At 63.9% G+C, this 25,799-nt stretch carries 23 protein-coding genes; 15 read left to right on the forward strand and 8 right to left on the reverse strand.

Translation table 11 applies throughout. The features are described 5' to 3' along the window. Nucleotides 1-171 precede the first annotated feature (171 nt). Together RIN79_RS11170 and RIN79_RS11175 are read left to right on the forward strand one after the other, a co-directional pair. The gene (locus RIN79_RS11170; protein WP_309084731.1) at nt 172-1,149 is read left to right on the forward strand and encodes a 2-hydroxyacid dehydrogenase; all 978 of its coding nucleotides are present in this window, start codon (nt 172-174) and stop codon (nt 1,147-1,149) included. A gap of 84 nt (nt 1,150-1,233) precedes the next feature. Continuing rightward, nucleotides 1,234-1,629 (forward strand): hypothetical protein, encoded by a 396-nt coding sequence (locus RIN79_RS11175; protein WP_309084732.1) that lies wholly within the window; start codon nt 1,234-1,236, stop codon nt 1,627-1,629. Nucleotides 1,630-1,638: 9 nt separating this feature from the next. On the opposite strand, the gene RIN79_RS11180 is transcribed toward RIN79_RS11175, so the two are convergent. After that, a complete protein-coding gene (locus tag RIN79_RS11180; protein ID WP_309084733.1) occupies nt 1,639-2,409 on the reverse strand; it encodes a gamma-glutamyl-gamma-aminobutyrate hydrolase family protein in 771 nt (256 codons plus the stop codon). A gap of 202 nt (nt 2,410-2,611) precedes the next feature. On the opposite strand from RIN79_RS11180, the gene RIN79_RS11185 reads away from it, so the two are divergent. Beyond that, nucleotides 2,612-3,706, forward strand: a complete 1,095-nt coding sequence (locus RIN79_RS11185) for a TRAP transporter substrate-binding protein (RefSeq protein WP_309084734.1) — start codon at nt 2,612-2,614, stop codon at nt 3,704-3,706. A gap of 59 nt (nt 3,707-3,765) precedes the next feature. On the opposite strand, the gene RIN79_RS11190 is transcribed toward RIN79_RS11185, so the two are convergent. From RIN79_RS11190 to RIN79_RS11200, 3 genes are read right to left on the reverse strand one after another with little or no spacing between them, the layout of a single operon-like run. Next, nucleotides 3,766-4,398 carry an exopolysaccharide biosynthesis protein gene (locus RIN79_RS11190; protein ID WP_309084735.1) on the reverse strand — a complete coding sequence of 211 codons (633 nt, stop codon included), beginning with the start codon at nt 4,396-4,398 and terminating at the stop codon, nt 3,766-3,768. A gap of 13 nt (nt 4,399-4,411) precedes the next feature. Next, complete coding sequence (locus RIN79_RS11195; protein WP_309084736.1) at nt 4,412-5,803, reverse strand: TRAP transporter large permease subunit; 1,392 nt, start codon at nt 5,801-5,803, stop codon at nt 4,412-4,414. Continuing rightward, nucleotides 5,803-6,360: a TRAP transporter small permease subunit gene (locus tag RIN79_RS11200; RefSeq protein WP_309084737.1), complete on the reverse strand. Its 558-nt coding sequence runs from the start codon at nt 6,358-6,360 to the stop codon at nt 5,803-5,805. The genes RIN79_RS11195 and RIN79_RS11200 overlap by 1 nt, the downstream gene beginning before the upstream one ends. Before the next feature lie 448 nt (nt 6,361-6,808). Between RIN79_RS11200 and RIN79_RS11205 the strand changes: the two genes are divergently transcribed. The 8 genes from RIN79_RS11205 (at nt 6,809) to RIN79_RS11240 (ending at nt 17,648) form a co-directional block, all read left to right on the forward strand. Next, the gene (locus RIN79_RS11205; protein ID WP_309084738.1) at nt 6,809-10,282 is read left to right on the forward strand and encodes an indolepyruvate ferredoxin oxidoreductase family protein; all 3,474 of its coding nucleotides are present in this window, start codon (nt 6,809-6,811) and stop codon (nt 10,280-10,282) included. Nucleotides 10,283-10,381: 99 nt separating this feature from the next. Beyond that, nucleotides 10,382-12,721 (forward strand): EAL domain-containing protein, encoded by a 2,340-nt coding sequence (locus tag RIN79_RS11210; protein WP_309084739.1) that lies wholly within the window; start codon nt 10,382-10,384, stop codon nt 12,719-12,721. 236 nt (nt 12,722-12,957) lie between these two features. Next, a complete protein-coding gene (locus RIN79_RS11215; protein ID WP_309084740.1) occupies nt 12,958-13,644 on the forward strand; it encodes a hypothetical protein in 687 nt (228 codons plus the stop codon). A 140-nt stretch (nt 13,645-13,784) separates the two neighbouring features. Continuing rightward, entirely contained in the window at nt 13,785-13,934 is a 150-nt protein-coding gene (locus tag RIN79_RS11220; protein ID WP_309084741.1) for a DUF3096 domain-containing protein, read from the forward strand. 278 nt (nt 13,935-14,212) lie between these two features. Then, entirely contained in the window at nt 14,213-14,440 is a 228-nt protein-coding gene (locus RIN79_RS11225) for an aa3-type cytochrome c oxidase subunit IV (RefSeq protein ID WP_309084742.1), read from the forward strand. 58 nt (nt 14,441-14,498) lie between these two features. Beyond that, nucleotides 14,499-15,824, forward strand: a complete 1,326-nt coding sequence (locus RIN79_RS11230) for a Re/Si-specific NAD(P)(+) transhydrogenase subunit alpha (protein WP_309084743.1) — start codon at nt 14,499-14,501, stop codon at nt 15,822-15,824. Then, the gene (locus tag RIN79_RS11235; RefSeq protein WP_309084744.1) at nt 15,824-16,249 is read left to right on the forward strand and encodes an NAD(P) transhydrogenase subunit alpha; all 426 of its coding nucleotides are present in this window, start codon (nt 15,824-15,826) and stop codon (nt 16,247-16,249) included. Before RIN79_RS11230 ends, RIN79_RS11235 begins: the two co-directional genes overlap by 1 nt. A 1-nt stretch (nt 16,250) precedes the next feature. Continuing rightward, nucleotides 16,251-17,648, forward strand: coding sequence for an NAD(P)(+) transhydrogenase (Re/Si-specific) subunit beta (locus RIN79_RS11240; RefSeq protein ID WP_309084745.1), 1,398 nt, complete (start codon nt 16,251-16,253; stop codon nt 17,646-17,648). Nucleotides 17,649-17,767: 119 nt separating this feature from the next. On the opposite strand, the gene RIN79_RS11245 is transcribed toward RIN79_RS11240, so the two are convergent. The 4 genes from RIN79_RS11245 to RIN79_RS11260 all read right to left on the reverse strand — a co-directional run bounded on the left by RIN79_RS11245 (nt 17,768) and on the right by RIN79_RS11260 (nt 20,513). Further along, nucleotides 17,768-18,265 carry a DUF992 domain-containing protein gene (locus tag RIN79_RS11245; protein ID WP_309084746.1) on the reverse strand — a complete coding sequence of 166 codons (498 nt, stop codon included), beginning with the start codon at nt 18,263-18,265 and terminating at the stop codon, nt 17,768-17,770. Nucleotides 18,266-18,342: 77 nt separating this feature from the next. Continuing rightward, nucleotides 18,343-19,194, reverse strand: a complete 852-nt coding sequence (locus tag RIN79_RS11250; protein WP_375165923.1) for a tetratricopeptide repeat protein — start codon at nt 19,192-19,194, stop codon at nt 18,343-18,345. Between the two features lie 146 nt (nt 19,195-19,340). Continuing rightward, on the reverse strand, nt 19,341-19,571 hold the full coding sequence (rpsU, locus tag RIN79_RS11255; protein WP_309084747.1) for a 30S ribosomal protein S21: 231 nt from the start codon (nt 19,569-19,571) through the stop codon (nt 19,341-19,343). Between the two features lie 183 nt (nt 19,572-19,754). Next, complete coding sequence (locus RIN79_RS11260) at nt 19,755-20,513, reverse strand: SDR family oxidoreductase (protein WP_309084748.1); 759 nt, start codon at nt 20,511-20,513, stop codon at nt 19,755-19,757. 212 nt (nt 20,514-20,725) lie between these two features. On the opposite strand from RIN79_RS11260, the gene RIN79_RS11265 reads away from it, so the two are divergent. The 4 genes from RIN79_RS11265 to RIN79_RS11280 are packed head-to-tail and all read left to right on the forward strand — an operon-like array spanning nt 20,726 to nt 25,799. Beyond that, nucleotides 20,726-21,979 (forward strand): sarcosine oxidase subunit beta, encoded by a 1,254-nt coding sequence (locus RIN79_RS11265; RefSeq protein ID WP_309084749.1) that lies wholly within the window; start codon nt 20,726-20,728, stop codon nt 21,977-21,979. Between the two features lie 7 nt (nt 21,980-21,986). Continuing rightward, nucleotides 21,987-22,286 (forward strand): sarcosine oxidase subunit delta, encoded by a 300-nt coding sequence (locus RIN79_RS11270; protein WP_309084750.1) that lies wholly within the window; start codon nt 21,987-21,989, stop codon nt 22,284-22,286. Beyond that, a complete protein-coding gene (locus tag RIN79_RS11275) occupies nt 22,283-25,261 on the forward strand; it encodes a sarcosine oxidase subunit alpha (protein WP_309084751.1) in 2,979 nt (992 codons plus the stop codon). The genes RIN79_RS11270 and RIN79_RS11275 overlap by 4 nt, the downstream gene beginning before the upstream one ends. Continuing rightward, on the forward strand, nt 25,254-25,799 hold the full coding sequence (locus RIN79_RS11280) for a sarcosine oxidase subunit gamma (RefSeq protein WP_309084752.1): 546 nt from the start codon (nt 25,254-25,256) through the stop codon (nt 25,797-25,799). Before RIN79_RS11275 ends, RIN79_RS11280 begins: the two co-directional genes overlap by 8 nt.

A 25,799-nucleotide genomic window follows, 5' to 3' on the forward strand; every position in this document is an offset into this window, starting at 1 on the left:
AGGCGCGCAGCGCGCCGTATTTATTTCGGGTTCCGAAACAAATATGCACAAGTGTCGGACGGAAGCAATTGGCCAGGACAGCCGAGAGGTCTTTCGCTGCCCGGGAGGTGGCGCTTCGGCTCCGTTGCGACTAGAAATCCTCGTCTGCCAGAGCGGAGAGAGGGAGCGGCTATGTCGATCCAAAGCAGCGAAGTCACAATCCTCGTGCCCGGAAAGCTGCATCCGCATGCGGTAAGCCGGATCGGCGAGCGGTTCAGACTGGTGACGGTCGAGCGTGCCGACCCGGCTCTTCTGACGAAGGAGATCACGGGCAGTGTGGTCGGTATCGCGTCCTCCACCGTCATCAGCGCTGCCTTCATCGATGCCCTTCCAAACCTTCAGATCATCGCGACTTTCGGCGTCGGCTATGACGATGTCGATGCCGAGCATGCCGGTCTTAGAGGCGTGATGGTGACCAACACGCCGGACGTGCTGACGGAAGAGGTGGCAGACGTCACGATCGGTCTCCTGATCAACACCGTGCGCGAATTGCCGAAAGCGGAGAAATATCTGCGCGAGGGACGCTGGCGGAGCGAGGGATCCTATCTCTTGACGAAGGGCTCGCTGCGCGGCCGCAGTGTCGGCATCTTCGGGATGGGCCGCATCGGCCGCGCCATCGCGCGCCGGATCGAGGCGTTCGGACTGCCTGTCAGTTACCACAACCGGCGCCGGGTTGAGGACGTGCCCTATCCCTATCACCCGACGCTGCTTGCGCTGGCCGAGGCGGTGGACACGCTGATCTCCATCGCGCCGGGGGGAGCGGGCACGAGAAATGCAGTGGACGCACAGGTTCTGCGCGCCCTCGGGGAAAATGGAGTCTTCATCAATGTGGGCCGCGGCAGCACGGTGGACGAGGAGGCGCTCGCCGCCGCTCTGCGCAGCGGAACCATCCTCGCGGCTGGGCTCGATGTCTTCGCCGACGAGCCCCATGTACCGGAGAACTTGCTTGCCTGCGAGAATGCGTGCCTCTTGCCGCATGTGGCATCGGCATCCGTTCCCACACGCATAGCGATGGCAAACCTTGTCGCCGACAATATCATCTCCTGGTTCACGCGCGGGGAGGCGCTCACCCCGGTGCAGGAGACGGCACATGTGGGACGGCAGGCATGATTTGCGGCTGCCATTTTTCTGCCAAGTAAGTTTCAGTTAATAATTTCGCCCAATGATGCGTTTTAATCAACTGAGGGGGCGAAGATGAAACTGGCGATCTCGACGCTAGCAGCGCTTGGCGTCTTGGGAGCGGCATATTTTCTGCTCCCCGAACATCGCGAGGCGACGGCCGCCAAGGTCGGGGAAGCCAAAGAGTCTCCAGTCCGCTATGAACTCAGCGTCGTTGGGCGGGAAGGGGACTGCACGGTGGTCAAGCGGGGCAATGTGGAGGCCGCGCGCGCCAATCTCGAGCTGACCCCCAAGTGCGTGGAACTGATGCCCCGCCTTGCCCAGGCGCGCTACTGGCAGGAGAACGGCGAGGGAGAGCTGCGTTTCGTCGCAGCCGACGGCCGTGCCGTGGTCGAGTTTTTCGCGGCTGACGGAGTGGCATATGAGTCGCTGAAGCCGCAATCGCCGCTGATTGCGCTCAAGGCCGAATAGGAGCCCCGCTCACTCTGCCGCCAAGGGCTGGCGGCCGCGTCGGTCCGCATGCGCGCGCACGGCATCTCCAAAAGCCCTCAGTACCCGCTGCGAGGCGCTGTCCGTCGCGGCCCAATACTCCGGATGCCACTGCACGCCGACGGCGAAGCCTGGCGCGCCGATCACTGAGACCGCTTCCACCGTTCCGTCCGGAGCCACCGCCTCCACCTGGAGGCGCGAACCCAGCTGGCCGATCGCCTGCCGGTGGACGGAGTTCACCATGATCTCGCCGCTGCCGAACACCTCTGCAAGGCAGGTGCCGGGCCTGATCTCCACCTTCTGGCGGATCGCGAAGCGCTCGTCCGGCGTCCCCTCAGGCCCGCGGTGATCAAGCGTGCCGGGGTGCTCCTGGATATCGTTGATCAGCGATCCGCCGAGCGCGACATTCAATTCCTGTATGCCCCGGCAGATGGCCAGCAGCGGCAGGCCCTTCTCGATTGCCTTGCGGATGAGCGGCAGGGTGGTCGAATCGCGCCGCTGATCGTAGGGACCATTCTTCTCGTCGGCCGTGCCGCCATAAAGCGGCGGGTAGACGTTGGATCGCGCGCCCGTCAGCATCAGCCCGTCCACGGCGCCGAGAACGGAATCTAGATCGATCGCCTCGCCGAAGGAAGGCACGAGGACCGGCACCACGCCCGCCGTCGACAGGGCCGCGGTGAGATACTGCTCAGGCGTCGCGTGCCAGGTATAGCCCTCGAAAACCTTCACGTCGGTCGGCAGGGCAACAAGCGGCTGCGGCATCAGGCGGCTCCTAGCAGTTGTTAGGCGTATGTACTTCTGTTCGCGGCGGTTTCCAAGGTCGGCCAGCCGCGCACGTACATGCTGGAAAGCTGGACTTGCCGGAAGGCGCGTGTATTGATACCCCGGCATTCGGGGGAGGCAGGCGCGTGCCGCAGCGCCCGATTCCGCACAGTTTCTCGATCCTCAATGTGGGAGGTACTTCATGGATCGCCGCTCATTCATAAAAAAGGCAGGCCTTGCCGGTGTCGGCGCAGGCGCAGCCGCTCTCGCCACGCCTGCCATTTCCCAAGGGAACCAGACCTGGCGCATGGTCACCACCTGGCCGAAGAACTTTCCCGGCCTCGGTGTCGGTGCACAGCGCCTCGCTGACCGCATCACCGCGGCCTCCGGCGGCCGGCTCACGGTCCAGGTCTACGCCGCGGGCGAGCTCGTGCCGCCGCTGCAGTCGCTCGATGCGGTCATCGACGGTTCGGCCGAGATGAGCCACGGCGCGGCCTATTACTGGCAGAACAAGAGCCAGGGTCTCTCCTTCTTCACTGGCGTTCCCTACGGCATGACCTCGCGCGAACTCACCGGCTGGGTGCGCTTCCTCGGCGGCCAGGAGATCTGGGACGAGATCTACGACCAGTTCGGCGTACAGGGCTTTCTGTCGGGCGATACGGGGACCCAGGCGGGCGGCTGGTTCCGCAACGAGCTGACGGGGCTCGATTCGATCAAGGGCCTGCGGTTCCGCACGCCGGGGCTCGGCGGCCAGGTGTGGGAGAAGCTCGGTGCTACTGTCACCAACATGGCGGCCGGCGAGATTTTCCAGGCTTTGCAGTCGGGCACGCTGGACGCGGCCGAGTTCGTCGGTCCCTACAACGACCTCGCCCTCGGCTTTTACCAGGTTTGCAAGAACTACTACTTCCCGAGCTTCGTCGAGCCGGGTTTGGCAACCGAGCTCGTCGTTTCCAAGGCAAAGTATCAGGAACTGCCGAGCGACCTTCAGGCGATCATCCGCGACGCCTGCCAGGCCGAGTACGACAATGTGGCCGCCGACTTTGCTGCCAACGACCCACGTGCCCTGCAGACGCTGGTCAACGAGCATGGCGTGCAGGTCCGCACCTTCCCGGACGACATTTTGCAGGCCGGCGCCAATGCGGCCAAGGAGATCCTGCAGACTATGCTCGACTCCAGCGACCCGTTGACCAAGAAGACGGCCGAGAGCTTCGTTTCGGCGCTCAACATCGTGCGCCAGAAGACGCAGGGTACCGATTCGCTCTTCATCCAGGCGCGCGAGAAATACTTCCAGATCTGAACAGCCGCACCGTCTGTCGAAGATTCGGCCCGGGCGGCAACGCCCGGGCTTTCTTTTGGCTAGCCCCCGAACATCGAGCTCAGCCCCTGGCCGGCCGCGAAGGCGCCATAGCCGAGCAGCGCGAAATAGATCAGCGTGGCGATCGTCAAGCCGTAGCCGGCGAGCACGAACAAGCCGTCACATTGTGCAATTCCGATGGCAAGGAACAACACGCCGAAGGCGGGCAGCGTGTTGGAAAAGGGAACGAAGCCGAGTGGGAACATCAGCAGCACGCCGCCAAGCATCAAGACGAGGCCGTTGAAGCGGCTGACCGCCGTCCCCTTCGTCAGCCCCTCGATGCGGGGCTTGATGACCCTCTCGATGCGCCCGACAATGTGGGATCCCTTCTTGAGCGTCGGGATGAGCTTTTCGGCGTCGATCGGACGTTCGGCGATCTTCTTCGGCAGCCAGGGCGCGCGATTGAGCATGATGCCGACAGAGATCAGGATGATCGCAAGGCCGAAGACGGTGCTCACCCCGGGGATCGAGACCGGGAGCAGGAACGGCAAGGTGAGAATCGCGCAGAGCAGGAGCAGGCCCTGTTCCCCCGTGAGCTCGACAATCTCGCGGAGTGTGACGGTACGGCCGTCGATCGAGTCAACCATCTTCTGAATCGTCTCGCGCAGGGAGTGCGAAGTGTCTTCGAACCTCATGCCGGACTGCTCCTTAGCTGTAGATCCAGCGGGGCAGCCAAGTGGCGATCCCGGGGAAGGCGAACATGATGGTGATGGCCAGGATCTGCAGACAGACGAACGGAATAATGCCTCTATAGATCATGCCGGTGGAGACGCTCCTCGGCGCCACGCCGCGCAGATAGAAGAGGGCGAAGCCGAACGGCGGGGTGAGGAAACTCGTCTGCAGGTTCACGCCGACCAGCACGCCCAGCCATAAGGGATCCACGTCCAGCGCAAGCAGGATTGGCGCCGTGATCGGGATGACGATGAAGATGATCTCGAACGTGTCCAGGATGAAGCCGAGCAGGAACATGATGAGCATCACCATCGCCACCGCGGCCAGCTGGCCGCCCGGCAGACCGGTGAGGAATTCGTGCACGAGGTTGTCGCCGCCCATCAGGCGGAAGACGATCGAGAAGACAGAGGCGCCGAGAAGAATGACGAACACCATCGATGTGATGGCTGCAGTCGAGATCACAGCCTCGCGCAGAACGCGAAAGGAAAGCCGCCAGCGCAGCGCCGCAAGAACCATCGCGCCGACCGCGCCGACGGAGGCTGCTTCCGTTGCCGTGGCGACGCCGCCCAGGATCGAGCCAAGCACGGCAATAATGAGGATCAGCGGCGGCACGAGCGCGACCACGATCTCCTTCAGAAGGTCCTTCTTCTCCTCCGGCGGGACCGGGGTTGCCGGGCAGGTTTCCGGCTGGAAGATCGCCTTGAAAATCATCCAGCCGAGATAAAGCGACACGAGCAGGAGCCCGGGCAGGAGCGCGCCGGCAAAGAGGTCGCCCACCGAGACCGGTGCCGGCGCGAAATTGCCCTTGGCCATCTGCACCTGCGCATTTATGCCGGCGAGCATATCGCCCATGAAAATGAGCACGGTAGACGGCGGTATGATCTGCCCCAGCGTGCCCGAGGCGCAGATGACGCCGGAGGCCAGCCTGGGGTCATAGCCGGCGCGCAGCATCGCCGGAAGCGAGATCAGCCCCATGGTGACCACGGTCGCCCCGACCACGCCTGTCGAGGCGGCAAGCAGCGCGCCCACGACAATGACGGAAATGCCGAGCCCACCGCGCAGATTGCCGAACAGCTTGCCCATGGTGAGAAGCAGTTGCTCGGCGATCTTGGAGCGTTCCAGGACCACGCCCATGAAAATGAAGAGCGGCACCGCGACCAACACCTCATTCGTCATGAAGCCCGCATAGCGGGGCGGCAGGCTGCCAAGATTGGTCGGGTCGAACACGCCGAAGAACATGCCGACCGCCCCGAAGAGCAGCGATACGCCGGCGAGGGTGAAGGCCACTGGGAATCCCAGCATCAGGAACCCGATGATGCCGAAGAACATCAGGCCGGAAAGGATTTCGCCGATCAGCCGCGGATCCATCAGTGGGCGCTCCCGTCGCTTTCATAGCGCAGCCGGGCGGGCAGCAGATGCTCGCTGCCGGCGAGCACCAGTATGCTCCGCAGAGCCATCGCAATGCCCTGGAGGGCGACGAGGCCCGCGAAGACAAGGATGAAGCTCTTCAGGATATAGAGGCCGCCCAGGCCTCCGGTGTTCGGTGATCCTTCATAGATACGCCAGGAACGGGCCACGAACGGCCAGCCATAGCGATAGACGATCCAGCAAAAGGGGAGCAGAAAAACGACGACGCCGATCAGGTCGATGAGTGCCTTCGTGCGGGTCGCGGCGGGGCGATAGAAGATGTCGACGCGTACGTGGTCATTGCGCAGGAGGGCGAATGCGGCAACGGCAGTAAACATTGCTCCGTTAAGCCAGACATAGAGATCCTGCATCCATACGAAACTGATGGAGAAGACATAGCGCTGCACCACGACAGTGAAGCAGACCAGCACGATGGCGAGCGCAAGCCAGGAGAAAATGCTGCCTATCAGCCAGTTCAAGCCGCTGATGGCGCGCACGATCAGGGCGATGATCCGCACGGCTACGCCTCCCCAGGGGCCGCCTGCGCGCGCCCTCCATCTGCTCTGCTCATTCGTTCACTCCCAAGCTCGCCCCCGGCCGGGAGCCGAGGTTTCCCCTTGCGCGCATTGGCTGCGCTTCTATGCACACGTCAACGTGGCGGCCGGGTTCTTAGCAGCTTTGTCCCGCCTGCAAAAGTGCGGAGCGACGAAGGTAGAAGACGAGCGCCACGCCGGCTCGGCGGAAAAACTGCGGTGCATGCCCCTATCGGAGGGCTGATTCGAGCGGAACGATTCGTGCTGGAAATGGCTGTCTGCGTCTAACAAAATGTCGCGAAGGCATCTCATTGGATATTGCTCTTGCTCTTTTTACCGGCTCATCAATTTCATTTGGCCGAAATGGGGAGGAAAAGTATTTATACTGATGCGGTCTGGCATTCTCTTGAGGAGAAGCCGCGAGGAGGTTCGCATGACGCTCCATGAGGTCTCGCTGAGCGACAAATTCGATCTCTCCAAGGAGCGCATCTTCGTGTCCGGCGCCCAGGCGATCGTGCGCATGCTCCTGATGCAGCGCGAACGCGACCGGCGCGCCGGTCTCAATACAGCAGGGTTCGTCTCAGGATATCGCGGATCGCCCGTCGCCGGCATTGACCATCAGCTGTGGAAGGCGGGAAGGGAACTGCAAGGCGCAAATATCGTCTTCCAGCCCGGCCTCAACGAAGAACTGGCCGCCACCGCCTGCTGGGGGTCGCAGCAGACGGAACTGCTGGGCGACGGCAGGTATGATGGCGTGTTCGCGCTCTGGTACGGCAAGGGGCCGGGCGTCGACCGCACGGGCGATGTCTTCCGCCACGCCAACATGGCCGGGACCTCGCCCCATGGCGGCGTGCTCGCGCTCATGGGCGACGACCATACGGCCGAATCATCGACCGTGGCGCATCAGAGCGAATTCGCTTTTGTCGACACGATGATACCGATCCTCAATCCCGCCGGGGTCCAGGAACTCATCGACTACGGCCTTTACGGCTACGCGCTGTCGCGTTTCGCCGGGACATGGGCCGCCATCAAATGCGTCAAGGACAATATCGAATCGACCGCCTCGGTAGATGTGGCGCTGGAGCGCCTCAACATCGTCCTGCCCGAGTTCGAGATGCCTCCCGGCGGGCTCAACATCCGGCACGAGGTGAACCAGCTTGGCCAGGAAGAGCGGCTGCACGACTTCAAGCGCGGTGCGGCGGCGGCCTTCGTTCGGGTGAATGGGCTCGACCGCATCATCTTCTCGGGCGGCGCGAAGCCGAGGCTCGGCATCGTTACAATTGGCACCAGTTATCTGGATACGCGTCAGGCGCTGGATGATCTGGGTATCGACGAGGCGCGTGCGGCCGCCCTCGGCATAAGGCTTTTCAAGGTTGCCTGTCCCTGGCCGTTCGACTTCGAGCACATGGCCGATTTCGTGCGCGGGCTGGAAATGGTCATCGTCGTCGAGGAGAAGCGCTCGCTGCTCGAAGTCCAGCTGCGTGAAAACCTCTACGGGACGGCCAACCACCCGGTGATCATCGGGAAGAAGGATGAGCGTGGCGAACTCCTTTTCCCGGTCAAGGGCGCGCTCGACCCGAACGAGATTGCCATTGCCATCGGCGAACGGATCCTCAGAGTGGTGGGCCCGTCGGAGGAGATCGCCTCGCGCGTGGCGAGGCTGCGTCAGTTCCAGGCGATGCTGGCCGAGACGAAGGACGTCGCCGGCCGCGTTCCCTATTTTTGCTCTGGCTGCCCGCACAATACCTCGACGCGCGTGCCGGAAGGCTCGATCGCCGGGGGCGGCATCGGCTGCCATTTCATGGCCGTCTGGATGGACCGGGGCACGATCGGTTTCACCGCCATGGGCGGGGAGGGGGCGCAGTGGATCGGCCAGGCGCCGTTCTCCAAACGCGAGCACTTCTTCCAGAACCTCGGCGACGGCACTTACAATCATTCGGGCTCGCTTGCCCTGCGCTTCGCGATCGCTGCCGGCGTCAACATCACCTACAAGATCCTCTACAACGACGCCGTCGCGATGACCGGCGGACAGCCGCATGAGGGCGGCCTCACGCTCGGCATGATCGCCGATCAGGTACGGGCCGAGGGCGTGAAGCGGATCGCCGTCGTGAGCGATGATCCCGATAAGTATGAAGGCGTGGTGCGCTTCCCGGGAGGCACGACCGTCCACCACCGCGACGACCTCGACCAGGTGCAGCGCGAACTCAGGGAGGTCAAGGGCGTCACGGTCCTCCTCTATGACCAGACCTGCGCGGCCGAGAAGCGGCGGCGCCGCAAGCGGGGCACATATCCCGATCCCGACAAGCGGGTCATCATCAACGAGCTTGTCTGTGAAGGTTGCGGCGACTGCGGCGTCAAATCCAACTGCGTCTCGATCCAGCCGGTAGAAACGGAGTTCGGCCGTAAGCGGCGCATCGACCAGTCGAGCTGCAACAAGGACTTCTCCTGCCTCAATGGCTTCTGCCCGTCCTTCGTGACCGTCCACGGCGCAAAGTTGAAGAAGCTTGCCGGAGCGGCCGGCGATATTGATCCGCTCTCCGGAGTCCCCGATGCCGAGCTCTTCCCGATCGAGCGCGGCTGGTCGGGCATCGTGGACGGCATCGGCGGGACCGGCGTCGTCACCATCGGCGCAGTGCTTGGCATGGCGGCGCATCTGGAGGGCAAGGGCTCGGGCGTCATCGACATGGCAGGCCTCGCCCAGAAGGGCGGCGCGGTCTATTCGCACCTGCGCATCGCGCGCACCCCGCAGGACATCAATTCCATCCATGTGGCGGCCGGCAAGGCGGACCTTGTGCTCGGCTGCGACCTGGTGGTTTCCGGAGCACGGAAAGTGCTGTCGACCGTGCGCGAGGGCCACACGCTCTTCGTCGCCAACACCGCAGAGGTGATGCCGGGCGACTTCGCGCGCTCGGCCGATTTCTCGCTTCCCGTCGAACGGCTGAAGCGTGCGGTCCGCGAGGCGGCGGGCAAGGAAAGGGCGCACTTCTTCGACGCGACGCGCACCGCGACAGTGCTTTTCGGCAATTCCATCGCCGCCAACATGTTCATGCTGGGCATGGCCTACCAGCTGGGCGGGCTGCCGGTCTCCGCCGAAGCCATCGAGAAAGCGATCGAGCTGAATGGCGAGGCGGTGGCCATGAATGTCTCTGCCTTCCGCTGGGGCCGCCGCGCGGCGCATGAGCCGGACTTCGTGCTCGACCTCGTCGCGCGCTCCGCGCCGGCCGGGCGGGAGGCTCCGGCGCAGAACCTCGATGAAATCATCGACCGGCGCGCGGCCTTCCTCGCTGCCTATCAGGACGAGACCTACGCGGCGCGCTATCGCGAGCGAATCGCCCGCCTGCGTGCGGCGGAAGAAAAGGCGCTGCCCGGCTCCACCTCGGTAACCGAAGCGGCCGCGCGTAACCTCTTCAAGCTGATGGCCGTCAAGGACGAGTACGAGGTGGCGCGGCTCTACACCGATGGCTCATTCCAGCGCCAGCTGACCGCCGAATTCGAAAGCTTCGACCGTCTCGAGTTCCACCTCGCGCCGCCGGCTTTCGCCAGGCGCGGGCCGGACGGGCACCTCAGGAAGGCGCGCTATGGGCAGTGGATGTTGAAGGCTTTTGCGCTGCTCGCACGGCTCAAATGGCTGCGGCGCACGCCCCTCGATCCGTTCGGCTACACCGCCGAACGCAGGATGGAGCGCGAACTCCTTGCCCAGTACGAGAAAGACCTTGAGCGGATCGAGGCGATCCTTGCGCCAGGGCGCATCGAAGCCGCGGCCGCACTCGCTTCGGTGCCATCCCTTATCCGGGGCTTCGGCCATGTGAAGGAAGGAAATGCCAAGCGGGCGGCCGAAGAGCGGGCGCGCCTTCTTGTGCGCCTGGAGAAAGACGAACCCGACCCAGTGCTCCAGGCCGCGGAGTAGAACGAGCCCGGTTCTGGCACAATCCGGACAGCGTTACTCTATTATAAACCTTTCTTAAGTCCGGTATGCGATGGCTGGACCGGACAACGGGTTCACGCTGTGAAAAATAGCAGGCCAAGGATACCTGAAGACGTCTATGTCGGCTTCGTTCGGTCGCTGTTCAACGACGCCGAAGTCCTGCTCATCGGCGGGGCCTGCCATTTCCTGATCGCCATCCTCGTCTACACCAGCTCACGCGAGCCGATCTATTTGTGGTTCGCGGTGGTTTTATTCTTCGCCGGCGTGTTCCGGTACTACAATATCTTGCAAGGCAAGAAGGCTGAAATAGCCAATTACGAGCAGGCCCGGCGCTGGGAGTGGAGCTACCTCTGCACCGGTACGTTCCAAGCTCTTGCCATGGGTCTTTTCAGCTTCACGGCGATCTACTACAAACCCGACCCATTCGGCGAGATCGGGTCCGTTGCGGTCGTCCTAGGCTCCACGATCACCATTGTCGGCCGGAACTACGGCTCCAGCAGGATGGTGATGCTGCAGTCGACGGCCATTGTCGTGCCAATGGCAGTGGCCATGATCATGCGCGGCGGCTACCAACTCGTCATCCTCGGCCTCTATCTAATACCATTCATCTTCGTCCTCAAGAAGATGTCGAAGACGGTGCAGACGGTGCTCTTCGACGCCATCATACAGGGCAATCGCTCCCGCCTGCTCGCCCATCGGTTCGACCGCGCACTCAACACCATGTCGCACGGGCTGGTTATGTTCGGAACCGACGGCAAGGTGGTGGTCGCGAATGCGAGGGCGGCCGAGACCATGGGATTTGCCTCGGTGGACCAGTTGGTCGGGCGGACGCTGAGGGCGCTCCTGATGCGGGGCGTCGCGGGGGGCCTTCTCGACATCAAGGAAGCCCGGCACGCGGAAAAGCTGCTCACCGACGCGCTGCGGGAAGGGCGCGACCGGAAAGTGCTTTTGAAGCTGGCCGGCCAGCGCTACCTGGAGTTCTCGGCCCGCGAGGGGCGCGATGAATTAGGCGTCCTTATTTTCGAAGAAGTGACACAACGCGTCGAGGCGGAAGAACGGATCCGCTACATGGCCCGCTATGACAGCCTGACGGGGCTTCCCAACCGAGCGCATTTCCACGACGTCGTCGCCGAGCTGATGGAGGGCGGCGATCCCAACCGGCTCTGCGGCCTTGCCGTTTTCGATCTCGACGATTTCAAAAGCATCAATGACTCGCTCGGCCATCCGGTGGGCGACGGTCTCATTTATGCTGCCGCCGAGCGGCTCGCCCAGTTCGAGGATGACGAGGTGAAGGTCAGCCGCTTCGGCGGTGACGAGTTCATGATCTTCTTCAACCGCGTCGAGAGCGAAGAAGATCTCTCGCAGCGAATCGCCCATATAGCCGACAGCCTCAAGGGAGAGGTGGATGTAGCCGGCCATATGCTGCGCATCCAGACAAGCGGCGGCGCTGTTCTCGGGCCAGTGCGCGACAACCATATCGACGCGATGATCGTGAAGGCGGATCTGGCTCTCTACAAGGCAAAGGAGCAGGGCAAGAACGGCTGGCGTCTTTTCGAAGCCGAGATGGACGCAGCCTTCCGCAATCGGCAGACGATGAAGGCGGATCTCAGGAACGCGGTCGAATCAAGGAGCCTGCGGGTCGTCTTCCAACCAATTGTAGACCTGCGCACCATGCAGATATCGAGCTGCGAGGCATTGTGCCGGTGGGACCATCCGGAACTCGGGCCCATCTCACCAGCGATCTTCATTCCCCTGGCCGAAGAAATGGGCATCATCTCGGACATCAGCACGCTGGTCCTTGAGGCCGCGTGCCAGGAATGCGTGCAGTGGCCAGAGCATCTTGGCGTCTCAGTCAACCTGTCGGCGAAAGATTTCTACAGCGGTTCCGTCGTCCAAAAGGTCCGGAATGCGGTGCAAAAGGCGCAGCTTGCGGCGCACCGGCTGGAGATCGAAGTGACGGAGACGACGCTGCTCTACGACCAGATTTCGACCCGCGGCTATTTGCAGGAACTCAAGCAACTCGGGGTGAGCATTGCCCTCGACGATTTCGGCACCGGCTATTCCAGCCTCAGCTACCTTCACCGGCTGCCGCTCGATAAGGTTAAGATCGATGGAAGCTTCCTCGTCGACGTTACGAATAACGAGCGGTCGCTGCGTCTGCTCACCGGAGTTGTCGAGCTGTCGCGAAATCTCGGGCTCGCAGTCACTGTGGAGGGCGTCGAGACTTTCGCGCAGCTGAAGATACTGGCCAGCTCGGTGCAACCCGAATTCGTGCAAGGGTTCCTGTTCGGGTCAGCGCTCACCGCGTCCGGCATCAGGACGATGTCGGCACATACCTGGTCCCCGTCGGGTTTCGCAGCCCCCGGTGCGCCGCAACGCCGTTCTTCAAAGCCGGGGGACAGAAAGGACGCGAATGTGTGAGCGTCCTAGGCGAGCTGGTACGCCCTCAAGGGTTCAAGAGAAACAATGCTGGCGTTTGGCCATTCACGGTTGATAGTGTGTTAAGACAATGGAGCTAGCTTCCGGATCTTCTGCTTGGACTGGTCGGGCGATCTGTTGTTGATGTGGGGCAGGCGGTGATGTCACCGAACATTCAAGTGACCAAATCCCCGCCGGGGCCGCCGACGAGACAGCCTTCCGCCTTCACCCGGATGGCTATGGCGCTTCTCGATGAGATCGAATACCGGCGCTGCGATCGCGGAGAAGATCTCGAGGCCATCTACAAGCTGCGCTACAAATCTTTTCGCCATCACGGCCTCCTGCTGACCGAATCGGCGGACGAAAGAATGGTGGACGATCTCGACGCTGCGCCGAACTGCTACAAGTTCGGCGTCTTCATGGATAACGCGCTCATCAGCACGATCCGCCTTCACTATCTGACAAAGGAAATGCCCTACGCACCGTCAATGACGGTCTTCGGAGACATTTTGCGGCCGCGGCTCGATCGCGGCGACACCTTCATCGACCCGAGCCGGCTGGCGATCGATCCGGAGCTGACGAAGAGCTCTCGAATTCTCCCCTACATCACCATGCGGCTCGCCTTCATCGCAACGGTGCATTTTCGGACGACGGGCTGCATCTCGATGATCCGGGAGGAACATACCGCCTTCTACAACCGCAGCTTCGATTCCATGCCGATCTGCGAGCCGCGGCTCTATCCGCCATTCACCATGCCGATTTATCTCTACGAGACCCGCTATGACTTGAGCGCGCAGGTCTCGCTGGACCGCTTCCCCTTCTTCGCATCGACGGCAAGCGAACGCCGGATGCTGTTCGACCCGCCGAAGCGGGGCGAACTGGCGCCCCTTACCATCCTTCCCACGGCGAAGTATCTCGCCGCATAGGCTGCTTTCCGCCTGAACAGATGTCGCGGCGATGATGGAGCCTTCCTGCAGGATCATCGTTCTTATGGTATCCAGTCGCTCCAGATAGCTGGCGGGCGATGGCTAACCCGCCTGGCCGGGGTTGTTGTTGAAAGGAAGAGATGATGCTTTCCGACCTGTCGCTTGCACCAGCCGTCGCCCTGATCGCAGGCATCCTCATTTTGATCATGCCGCGGCTGCTCAACTATATCGTCGCCTTCTACCTCATCATCGTCGGATTGCTCGGCCTATTCCCCCAGCTCGCCGGCTGAGGGCATCGCGGCGCGAGCGCCGCGGGAGTGGGCGTCGATTTCCGGTGACGAAGACAGGAACCCCGAGACCATTGCCGGCCGTTCCTTCGCTCGCCATTCAGCTTCCTTGAGCGAAGAGCGTCGCCGGTGGCAATCGCTGGGGGAGATCGGCGGGCCTACTTCCCTATCTCAGTTGCCAAGGCGAGGCTTGAACCGGCGTACCTGCGTCACCGAGCCCATTGCCCTTGCGGCGCCTTTTCGCTATTCCCTTGCCAGCTTTGTTCCCAAGGGGTTATGCGATGGCACATGACACGCCGGAAGGTCCCGCCGAAATGGGCGCGGAAATGGACTATGCCGAGCACGAGCGCACCTATGACCTCTTCCTGACCGTCACCAAATATACCTGCCTCGTGGTGATCGCTACGCTGATCGCCATGGCCTTCGGCTTCTTCACTGCCGCGGGCTTCATTTCCAGCACCATCCTCTTCATCCTCATCTGCGCGATCGGCGCCTGGTTTCTGCGGTAACCTGCGCCGTCGCGGCCGGGCCGCTATCGGGGGGACCGTCCAATAGAAGGACTTGACGGTGGGACAGACGATCTTCGTTCCCAGGGAGGCGGACGTCAACGAACCGCGCGTGGCTGCATCACCCGATACGGTGAAGCGCTTCAAGGGGCTGGGCTTCGACGTAGTGGTGGAGAGGGGCGCGGGAATGCGTTCGCGCATTCCCGACGAGGAGTTCGAGACGGCCGGAGCCACCCTCGGTAGCGCCGCGGATGCCGCCATGGCCGATGTGGTGCTGAAAGTGCGCCGCCCGGCGGCCGGCGAACTTGCCGGTTACAAGAAGGGTGCGGTGGTGATCGCCACCATGGATCCTTACGGGAACGAGGCCCAGGTTGCGGCAATGGCCAATGCCGGGGTCACCGCCCTCGCCACGGAGTTCATGCCGCGTATCACGCGGGCGCAGTCCATGGACGTGCTCTCGAGCCAGGCCAATCTTGCCGGCTACCGCGCCGTCATCGATGCGGCGGCTGAATATGACCGGGCCCTGCCCATGATGATGACCGCGGCTGGCACCGTGCCCGCCGCCAAGGTGTTCGTGATGGGCGCGGGCGTCGCCGGCCTGCAGGCGATCGCCACGGCGCGGCGGCTGGGCGCGGTCGTGACGGCCACCGACGTTCGCGCGGCGGCGGCAGAGCAGGTGGCCTCGCTCGGCGCCAAATTCATCATGACGGATGCGCTCAAGGACGCCTCGGGCCAGGGCGGCTACGCGCGCGAGCTGACCGATGACGAGAAGACGGCCCAGGCCGCGCTCGTCGCCGAGCACATCGCCAAGCAGGACATCGTCATCACCACCGCCCTCATTCCGGGCCGACCGGCACCGCGGCTGGTGACAGCCGAGATGGTGGCGTCCATGCGGCCGGGTTCGGTAATCGTCGACCTTGCCATCGAGCGCGGCGGCAATGTCGAGGGCGCCGTCGCCGGGCAGGTGGTCACGACGGCCAATGGCGTAAAAATCCTGGGACATCTCAATGTGCCGGGTCGGGTCGCAGCCTCCGCATCGCTTCTCTACGCGCGCAACCTCTACGCCTTCGTCGAAACCATGGTCGACAAGCAGTCGAAGACCTTCGCGATCAATTTCGAGGACGAATTGGTGAAGGCAACGCTGCTCACGCACGGGGGCGCGGTAGTACACCCCAATTTCGCCAATGCGGTTTCGGCCTTCGCGCCGAAGCCCTCGCCGGCCGATCCGGACGTGGTGAAGGCGGCAGAGGGCACGGAACCGGGGCTCGCGGTCGCGCCGAAGAAGGCGCCGGCGCGCCGCAAGGCCGCCGAGACCGAAACCGGTAGTGCCAAGGAGCCGCGCAGGAGCAGGAAGCCTACGGCGCCGAAAACGGGGGGAGAGGTCTGATGGAGCCAGACGCGATCGAACAGGCGCTCGAGCAGCTCGAGCGCGCGACGGCAAGCGTCCGCGCCGCCTTCGAAAGCATGGAGGCGGAGGGCGCGGCGGATGCGGCGGGAGCCTTAGCGCATGGCGCGACGGGAGGGGCGATCGATCCCTTCATCTTCCGCTTCGCCATTTTCGTGCTTGCGATCTTTGTCGGCTATTATGTCGTCTGGTCGGTAACGCCTGCCCTGCATACCCCGCTGATGTCGGTCACCAACGCGATCTCCTCGGTCATCGTGGTGGGCGCCCTGCTCGCGGTAGGGATTTCGGCTTCGGGACTTGCGACCGGCTTCGGCTTCGTCGCCCTGGTGCTTGCCTCGGTCAACATTTTCGGCGGCTTCCTCGTCACCCAGCGCATGCTGGCCATGTACAAGAAGAAGGAAAAGTGACGTGAGCGCCAACCTCGCTTCCTTCCTTTATCTTGTCTCCGGCATTCTCTTCATCCTGGCTCTCCGGGGCCTTTCGCATCCCACCACCAGCCGGCAGGGCAATCTCTACGGCATGGTCGGCATGGGCATCGCCATCGTCACCACGCTGCTATTGACCACGCCTACGCCAGGCGGATTCGCCCTCATCCTGCTGGGCCTCGCTATCGGCGGCGGCTTGGGCGCCGTGATCGCGCGCCGCATCGCGATGACTGCCATGCCGCAGCTCGTTGCCGCCTTCCATTCGCTGGTCGGCCTTGCCGCCGTCATGGTGGCGGCGGCCGCCCTTTACGCGCCGGAGAGCTTCGGCATCGGTGAGGTGGGCGCGATCCACGCCCAGGCCCTGGTGGAGATGTCGCTCGGCGTGGCCATCGGCGCCATCACCTTCACCGGTTCCATCATCGCCTTCCTGAAGCTGGATGGCCGCATGTCCGGAAAGCCGATATTGCTGCCGGGCCGGCATGCCGTGAACGCGGCGATCGGCATCGCGCTCATCGTCCTCGTCATCATGCTGGTGGTCACGCAGAGCCACACGGTTTTCTGGCTGATCGTCCTGCTCTCGCTGGTGCTCGGCGTTCTCATCATCATCCCCATCGGCGGCGCCGACATGCCGGTGGTCGTCTCGATGCTCAACTCCTATTCGGGTTGGGCGGCGGCCGGCATCGGCTTTACGCTCGGCAATCTCGCGCTCATCATCACCGGCGCGCTGGTCGGCTCCTCGGGCGCCATCCTTTCCTACATCATGTGCAAGGGCATGAACCGGTCCTTCATCTCAGTCATTCTCGGTGGCTTCGGCGGCGAGACGGCCGCTGCGGCGGATGACGGGATCGAGCGCACCGTCAAGCAGGGCTCAGCGGACGATGCCGCCTATCTGATGATGAACGCGCAGAAGGTGATCATCGTGCCGGGCTACGGAATGGCGGTCGCGCAGGCGCAGCATGCGCTGCGCGAGTTGGCGGACAAGCTGAAGGCGCATGGGGTGGAGGTGAAGTACGCGATCCATCCGGTGGCGGGCCGTATGCCCGGCCACATGAACGTGCTCCTAGCCGAGGCCAATGTGCCCTATGACGAGGTTTTCGAGCTGGAGGACATCAATTCCGAGTTTGCGCAGGCGGATGTCGCCTATGTCATCGGCGCAAATGATGTGACCAATCCCGCGGCGCGCGACGACCCGTCCTCGCCCATCTACGGCATGCCGATCCTTGAAGTGGACAAGGCGCGCACCTGCCTGTTCGTCAAGCGCTCGCTCGGCTCCGGCTATGCCGGCATAGACAACACGCTGTTCTACAAGGACGGCACGATGATGCTTCTGGGCGACGCCAAGAAGATGACCGAGGACATCGTCAAGGCAATGGGCCACTGAGATATCCAAGAGCCCCGGGCTGCCCGGGTGGAATCGTGAACCGTTGAGGGGTACGCGCCGGTTGCACGCCTGTCCGTTGACGAGCTTGCCGGCGGCAGCTGCCGCCGGCGCTCACCGGGTCAGCCGGCCTGACCGGTTGACCGCAGCTGGAATTCGCTGACCCCCAGAGCAAGGTTGAGGCCAGTCTGGGCCTGAAGGCTAATGGGCTGGAGCACCAGGTTCTTCGCCGTCTGGCTGACCAGTATATTGGCGCCGCCGCCGATGCCGGCGGTAACTTCCGCGCTCGGGCCAACATAGTTGTCGGCTAGCGCGCCAGGCTGGTAGGCCGGATCTGACGTAGGGGCAAACACCGCCCAGCGCATCACGCTCTCGCTGGTGGTGCCGATCTCAAGCCCGAATTTCCTAACCACGCCCACATAGGTCTCCGGCGGGCGATTGGCGTCCGCGGGTTGGAACGTGCAGGAAAGCTCCTTGGACGTGACGAAGCCGATATCGGTGCCGCCTTGGATGATGCAATCCAGCGTGCCGACTTCGGTACGCTGCTGGGCAGCTGCGGACAGTACGCCAGCCGCAAGGCCGAATACCGCTCCAAGCGCGGCAATTGCGCTCCTCTTCATGACTGAAACTCCTTTTCCGTTGACACTACAGAACAGCGCCAAGGTCAGGATGGTTCCAGGGGGAGGGAAGCGGGCGGTCAGGCCCGCGAGGCCGTTGCCGTGCTGCCCGCGCCGCGCGTACGTGCCACGCCATCGCGCGCCGGACCATATTCCGGGTCGAGCTGCAATGCGCGCGCATAGGCCCGAGCGGCCTTGTCCGTTTCGCCACGCTTTTCGTAGACGAGCGCCTGGTTGGCCCAGCTTTCCGCCAGTTTTTCGTCCAGCCGGATCGCGGTGTTGAAATCAGTGAAAGCGTTCTCGTCGTCGCCCAGGGCCAGATAGGAAAGGCCGCGGCCGTTATAGCCATAGGGCTGGTTGGGCGCGAGCGAGATGGCCTTGGCGAAGTCCTCGATGGCGAACTGGTGCTGGCCGCTTGCCTGGTACAGCAGCCCGCGCCGGTGGTAGGCGCGCGGATCCGTCGTGTCGAGCTGGATCGCCCGCTCGAAGTCCTGAAATGCCTCGGTCGAGCGCCCGGCAAGGCGATAGAGCTCGCCGCGCCCCACATAGGCGCTGTCGTAGTTCGGGTTGAGCGCGAGCGCCTGGTTGTAGTCGGCAAGCGCCCGCTGCTGGTCGCCCATGTAACGGTAGATGAGCGCGCGGTTGGCGTAGGCGCGGAAGGAGCGCGGATCGAGCGAGATGGCCTGGTCGAAATCCTTCAACGCTGCGTTGTAGTTGCCGGCACGCCCATAGGCAGCGCCGCGGATATTGTAGGCTTCGGGATCATTCGGCGTGCGCTGTATGACAGCGGTGAGGGAGGCAATATTCTCCTCTGAACCCTGAGCGGTATCGATCCGGGTTACATCGGTCACCGGATCGGCGGCGTTGCAGGCCGCCAGCAACATCATTGCCGTCGACAGGAATGCAACCCGCACGCGGCTGCTGGTCCTCATCTCTGCGGTGGTTCCGTCAGCCATCAATCTGCCCGTCCTTTCGCTTCTGCCTGCGCTTGAGCGCGCTGCAACAAAAAGGTGGCGGCGATGTTTCGATCGCGCCACCTCGTGCATTAGAGCCGGTGAAAAGGACAAAAAATGGGCGCTCAGCGCGCCGCGGGCGCCCGTCCGCTCACAATGCCCTCGCGCTGGGCGCGCTTGCGCGCCAGCTTGCGCGCCCGGCGCACCGCCTCGGCCTTCTCCCGCGCCCGCTTCTCCGAGGGCTTCTCGTAATGTCCGCGCATCTTCATTTCGCGGAAAATGCCTTCGCGCTGCATCTTCTTCTTCAGCGCGCGGAGCGCCTGGTCAACATTGTTGTCGCGGACGAGTACCTGCACCTGGGTTTCCTGTAAAAGCGTTGATCCTCGATCGCCGGAGCCCGTCCGGCTAAATGCCACAACCCCGCGGAAGGGTTTTCCTTTCGCAGGATGGCGCGCTACTAGCAGAATGCGCGTTATTTGTCGAGAGGCTGCGGCGGCGAGGCGCGCAGCCCCCGCCGCCCAATCCTGCGCCGCACATTCCTACGTGCGGTTGATGGAGATACCGCCATCGGCCAGCATTGCCGCGCCGGTGACGAAGCTCGCGGCGTCCGAGGCCAGAAAGAGCGCGGCGCGGGCGATCTCCTCCGGCTTGGCTACACGCTTCAGCGCGTGCAGGCCCTCCACGAAGGCCCACTCTTCGGGTGTCTTGAAGGTGGCCGCCGGTGTATCCGTGCCTCCGGGGAGCAGCGCGTTCACGCGGATGCCGCGCGGCCCGACCTCCACGGCAAGCGTTTGAGTGAGGCCCACCAGCCCCGCCTTGGCGGCCGCGTAAGGTGCCATGCCGGGCATGCCCACCGTGTTGCCAACGAAGCTGGATGTGAAGATCAGGGTGCCCGCGCCCCGCTCCAGCATGGCCGGGATCTGGTATTTGGCGGCGAGAAAAGCGGAGGTAAGGTTTACGTCGAGCGTCTCGTCCCAACTGTCACGGTCGAGCTCGGGTGCCGGCGCCATCCGGCCCACAATGCCTGCATTGTTGAAACCAATGTCGAGGCCGCCAAAGCGCCGCATTGCCCGGTCGACAAGTGCCTTCGCATGGGCCTCGTCCCTCACGTCACCTGGTACCGCCTCCGCCTCGCCGCCCCCTTCCCGAATCTCCGCGACCAGTTTCTGGAGCTCCTGCTCGCGGCGTGCGCTGACAATGACTTTTGCGCCTTCTTCGGCGAAAAGCCTTGCCGTTGCGCGCCCAATGCCGGAGCTCGCACCGGTAACGATTGCTACTTTGCCAGCGAGAGAGAACATGCATCTTCCTTTCCAGTTGTCCGCGGCGTCTGCCGATGGAATGGCAGTCCTCTTTCCAGACCGGCCATGTCCCAACCACCCGAAACCGGACAAGCCGATTGGCGCAAAACGGCAAGTCCCGTCGCAATCAGCGCAAGGCAGGCAGCAGGCTTTCGCTACTTCTGCACATCGTCTATGCCCAAGAGGCTTGGGGTGCGGCCAGCGGGAGTCTGATGAAAAAATATTCGGTCTTTGCCATCGCGCGCGAGGCGCTGCGCGGCCACAAAGGCTGGCCGGAGCAATGGGGCTCGCCCGAGCCGAAGGCGGCCTATGACGTGATTATCGTCGGCGCGGGCGGCCATGGCCTTGCCACCGCATACTACCTTGCCAAGGAGCACGGCGTCACCAACGTGGCCGTGCTCGAGAAAGGCTGGCTGGGCGGCGGCAATACCGGCCGCAACACCACAATCATCCGCTCCAATTACCTCTATGACGAGAGCGCGGCGATCTATGACCATGCGGTAAAGCTCTGGGACGGACTGTCCCAGGAGCTCAACTACAATGTCATGTACTCCCCACGCGGCGTGATGATGCTCGCCCACAATGCGCATGACGTGCAGGTCTTCAAGCGCCATATCCACGCCAACCGGCTGAACGGGGTGGACAATGAATGGCTGACGCCGGAAGAGGCGAAGGAATACTGCCCGCCCCTCAACATCTCTCGTGACGCCCGCTATCCGGTCATGGGAGCGGCGCTGCAGCGCCGCGGCGGCACGGCGCGTCACGATGCGGTGGCTTGGGGCTATGGGAGGGCCGCTTCAATGCGCGGCGTCGACATCATCCAGAACTGCGAAGTGATCGGCATCAATCGCGGGCCGGACGGCGCGGTCGCGGGTGTCGAGACGACCCGCGGATCGATCCGGGCGAAGAAGATCGGCGTAGTCGCGGCGGGGCATTCCTCCGTCCTCATGCAGATGGCCGGCGTCTCGGTGCCGCTCGAATCTTTCCCGCTGCAGGCGCTGGTTTCCGAGCCGGTGAAGCCGGTTTTCCCCTGCGTCGTCATGTCGAACACCGTGCATGCCTATATCTCGCAATCCGACAAGGGCGAGCTCGTCATCGGCGCGGGTACCGACCAGTACACCTCCTATTCCCAGACCGGCGGCCTGCACATCATCCAGCACACGCTGGACGCCATCTGCGAGATGTTCCCGATCTTCACGCGCATGAAGATGCTGCGCTCCTGGGGCGGCATCGTCGATGTCACGCCGGACCGCTCCCCCATCCTGGCGAAGACCCCGGTGAAGGGACTCTATGTCAATTGCGGCTGGGGCACCGGTGGCTTCAAGGCGACGCCGGGCTCGGGCCATGTCTTCGCCCACACCATCGCGCGCGACGAGCCGCACCCGATCAACGCGCCCTTCACCCTGGAGCGCTTCCGGGGCGGGCGGCTCATCGACGAGGCGGCCGCGGCGGCCGTAGCGCATTAGAGGTTCCATGCTTCTCATCTACTGCCCCTATTGCGAGGAAGAGCGGCCGGAACTCGAGTTCCGGCATGCGGGTGAAGCGCATATTGCCCGGCCGGCAAACATCGCCGAGATCTCGGACGAGGAGTTCGAACGCTACTTCTTCATCCGCTCCAACCCGAAGGGGATCACCTTCGAGCGCTGGCGGCATGTCCATGGCTGTGGGCGCTTCTTCAATGCCGCACGGGACACCGTCTCGGACCGGTTTCTCGCTACCTACAAGGCGGGCGAACCCAAGCCGGATTTGAGCGGCAAGGGCGCGAAGACATGACCCAGCCCTTCCGCATTCCGGCAGCCGGGCGGCTTGACCCACAGAAGGTCGTCCGCTTCACCTTCGACGGGAAAAGCTACACCGGCCTTGAGGGCGATACGCTCGCCTCGGCGCTGCTCGCCCACGGGGTTCACCTCGTCGGCCGCTCGTTCAAGTATCACCGCCCGCGCGGCATCCTTTCGGCCGGCGCCGAGGAGCCGAACGCGCTGGTCGGCATCCGTCGGGACGAGGCGCGCAGGACACCCAATGTCCGCGCGACGGTGCAGGAGCTCTATGATGGCTTGACTGCGGTGTCGCAGAACCGCTGGCCATCGCTTGCCTTCGACGTCGGCGCCGCGAGCAGCCTTGCCGCTCCGCTCCTGTCCGCCGGCTTCTACTACAAGACCTTCATGTGGCCGAAGGCCGCATGGGAGCGTCTCTACGAGCCGGCGATCCGCCGGGCTGCAGGGCTGGGCGTGGCACCGCACAGGCCCGATCCCGACCGCTATTCAAACCGTTTCGCCCATTGCGACGTGCTGATCATCGGTGGCGGGGTCGCCGGATTGTCGGCGGCACTCGCTGCATCGGACGCTGGCGCCCGGGTCATCCTCGCCGACGAGCAGGCCGTACCGGGCGGTACGCTGCGTTTCGAGGCGGGCGCCGTGATCGACGGCATGCCCGGTTGGGAGTGGGCACTGGCGGCGGCAGCCGAGCTGCGCTCGCGTCCGAATGTGCGCCTCCTCAACCGTACCACCGGGTTCGGCTACTACGCGCAGAACATGCTGGGCCTTGTCGAGCGGCTGACCGACCACCTTGCCACTCCCGTTCCCGATGCGCCGCGTGAAAGGCTCTGGCAGGTGCGCGCAAAGCGCGTCGTGCTGGCGACGGGTGCTATCGAGCGGCACATGGTGTTCCCGGACAATGACCGGCCGGGCATCATGCTGGCTTCGGCAGCGCGGGCCTATCTCAACCATTTCGGTGTCGCGGTCGGAAGCAGGATCGCCGTCTACACAGCCGAGGATTCCGCCTATGCGGCTGCAATCGACCTGAGGAAACGGGGGGTCGAAGTGCCGGCGATCATCGATCTGCGGCAGGACCCGCGCGGGCCGCATGTCGAGGAAGCGCGGTCGCTCGGGATCGAGGTGCTGGCCGGCTGCATGGTGGTGGCCACGGAAGGGTGGCTCCGCCTGCGGCGGGTCTGCATCGCCTCCGGAGAGGGCTGGCGGCGCGACATCGAAGCGGACGCCCTGCTCACCTGCTCCGGCTGGACTCCGGCCGTCCACCTCTTCTCGCAGTCGCGCGGAAGGCTCGCCTTCGACCCGGAAACCCAGCGCTTCCTGCCCGGCCAATATGCCCAGGATGCTGCCTCAGTCGGGGCCTGCAACGGCACAACCGGTCTCGCCCCGACTGTTGCGGAGGCCTTGAAAGCAGGCGCGGATGCCGCAAGGGAAGCGGGTGCAGGTGCCGGCGGGGCGAGGAACATCGACGCGCATTCAGGCGACGCCTGGTCGGCCGGGTTTTTGGGCGATGCGCCAGCTGCAGGCCGTATGGCCTTTGTCGATTTCCAGAACGATGTGACGGCGAAGGATATCCGGCAGGCCGTGCGGGAGGGCATGCGCTCCATCGAGCACGTCAAGCGCTTCACCACTACCGGTATGGCGACGGACCAGGGCAAGACGTCCAACCCGCACGGGCTCGCGATCGCCGCCAGGATGCTTGGCAAGCCCATTCCCGAGGTCGGGCTCACCACCTTCCGGCCGCCCTACACGCCCGTCACGTTCGGCGCGCTCGCCGGCCATTCGCGGGGAAAGCTCTTCGAGCCGACGCGCCGCACGCCGATCCACCCCTGGGCCGAATCGCAGGGAGCCGTCTTCGAGGATGTCGGACAGTGGAAGCGTGCCTGGTATTTTCCGAGGAGCGGCGAGGATATGCATGCGGCGGTCGCCCGCGAATGCCGTACCGTGCGCGAGGCGGCCGGCATTTTCGACGCGTCCACGCTCGGCAAGATCGAGGTCGTGGGGCCGGACGCCGCCCGCTTCCTCGACCTGATCTACACCAACAGCTGGGCCAAGCTTGGCGTGGGGCGGTGCCGCTATGGGATCATGCTGCGCGAGGACGGGTTCATCTACGACGACGGCGTGGTCGGCCGCCTGGCCGAGGACCGCTTCCACGTGACGACCACGACGGGTGGCGCGGCGCGCGTCCTCCACCACATGGAGGATTATCTGCAGACCGAGTTCCCGGAGCTGAAGGTCTGGCCTACTTCCGTTACCGAGCAATGGGCCGTCATCGCCGTGCAGGGGCCAAGGTCGCGCGACATCATCGCTCCGCTGGTGGAGGGGGTGGACATCTCGGATACAGCCATGCCGCACATGTCGGTCCGTGAAGGACGGGTGTGCGGCGTGCCGGCGCGGCTCTTCCGGGTCTCCTTCACGGGCGAGCGCGGTTTTGAGATCAACGTGCCAGCGGACTATGGCAGGGCGGTCTGGGAGGCGGTCTGGGCCGAGGGGCAGAAGCATGGCGCCTGTGCCTACGGGACCGAAGCCATGCATGTGCTGCGTGCCGAAAAGGGTTTCATCATTGTGGGCCAGGATACGGACGGCACTGTGACGCCCGGCGATGCCGGACTCTCCTGGGCGGTAGCGAAGAATAAGCCCGATTTCGTCGGCATTCGCGGGTTGAGGCGGCCCGATCTCGTCGGCAGTGGGCGCAAGCAGCTTGTCGGCCTCAAGACCACGGATCGGAGGAAAGTGCTGGAGGAGGGGGCGCAGATCGTCGCCGACCCGAACCAACCCGTGCCGATGAAGATGCTCGGTCATGTGACCTCGTCCTACTGGTCGGAGAATTGCGGCCACTCCATCGCCCTTGCGCTGGTGCAAGATGGCCGCGAACGCGATGGCGAGCGGCTGTTTGTGCCGATGCCGGACGGCGCGGTCGAAGTGGAGGTGACCGCAACCGTGTTCTTTGACGAGCTGGGGGAACGCCTCCATGGCTGAGATCGCAAGGCGGGAGCCGGCACTCGAAGGACGTGCGTGTCAGGGGCAGGGCATCTCCCTTTCGCCCGCAGCTCCCGCAAGCCGATTGTCCCTGCGCGCGCCTGAAGCTTCCCTTGCCGGACTGTCGCAAGCCCTAAGCCTCGACCTGCCGAGACGGCCGAAAAGCTCGGCAACGAAGGGCCCGCGGGCCGCGCTCTGGCTCGGGCCCGACGAATGGCTCGTCATCGATGAGGAAGAGGCCGACCTGGCCGCGATCTGCGCGGCAGTGCCCGCGCTTCATTCGGCGGTCGATATTTCACATCGCAATGTCGGCATACTTGTCTCGGGCGCGCGCGCCGAGGAGGTCCTGAATTCGGGCTGCCCACAGGATCTTTCGTCGCGCGCGTTCCCGGTGGGGGCGGCGTCACGCACGGTCTTCGGCAAGGCCGAGATCGTCCTCTGGCGGACGGGCGAGGAGGCTTTCCGCGTGGAGTGCTGGCGGTCCTTTTCGGACTATGTCTTCAGCTTCCTGGAAGCTGCGGCCCGGGAGACCTCCTAG

This window comes from Chelativorans sp., assembly GCF_031180965.1.
In the GTDB taxonomy this organism is placed as follows: Bacteria; Pseudomonadota; Alphaproteobacteria; order Rhizobiales; family Rhizobiaceae; genus Chelativorans.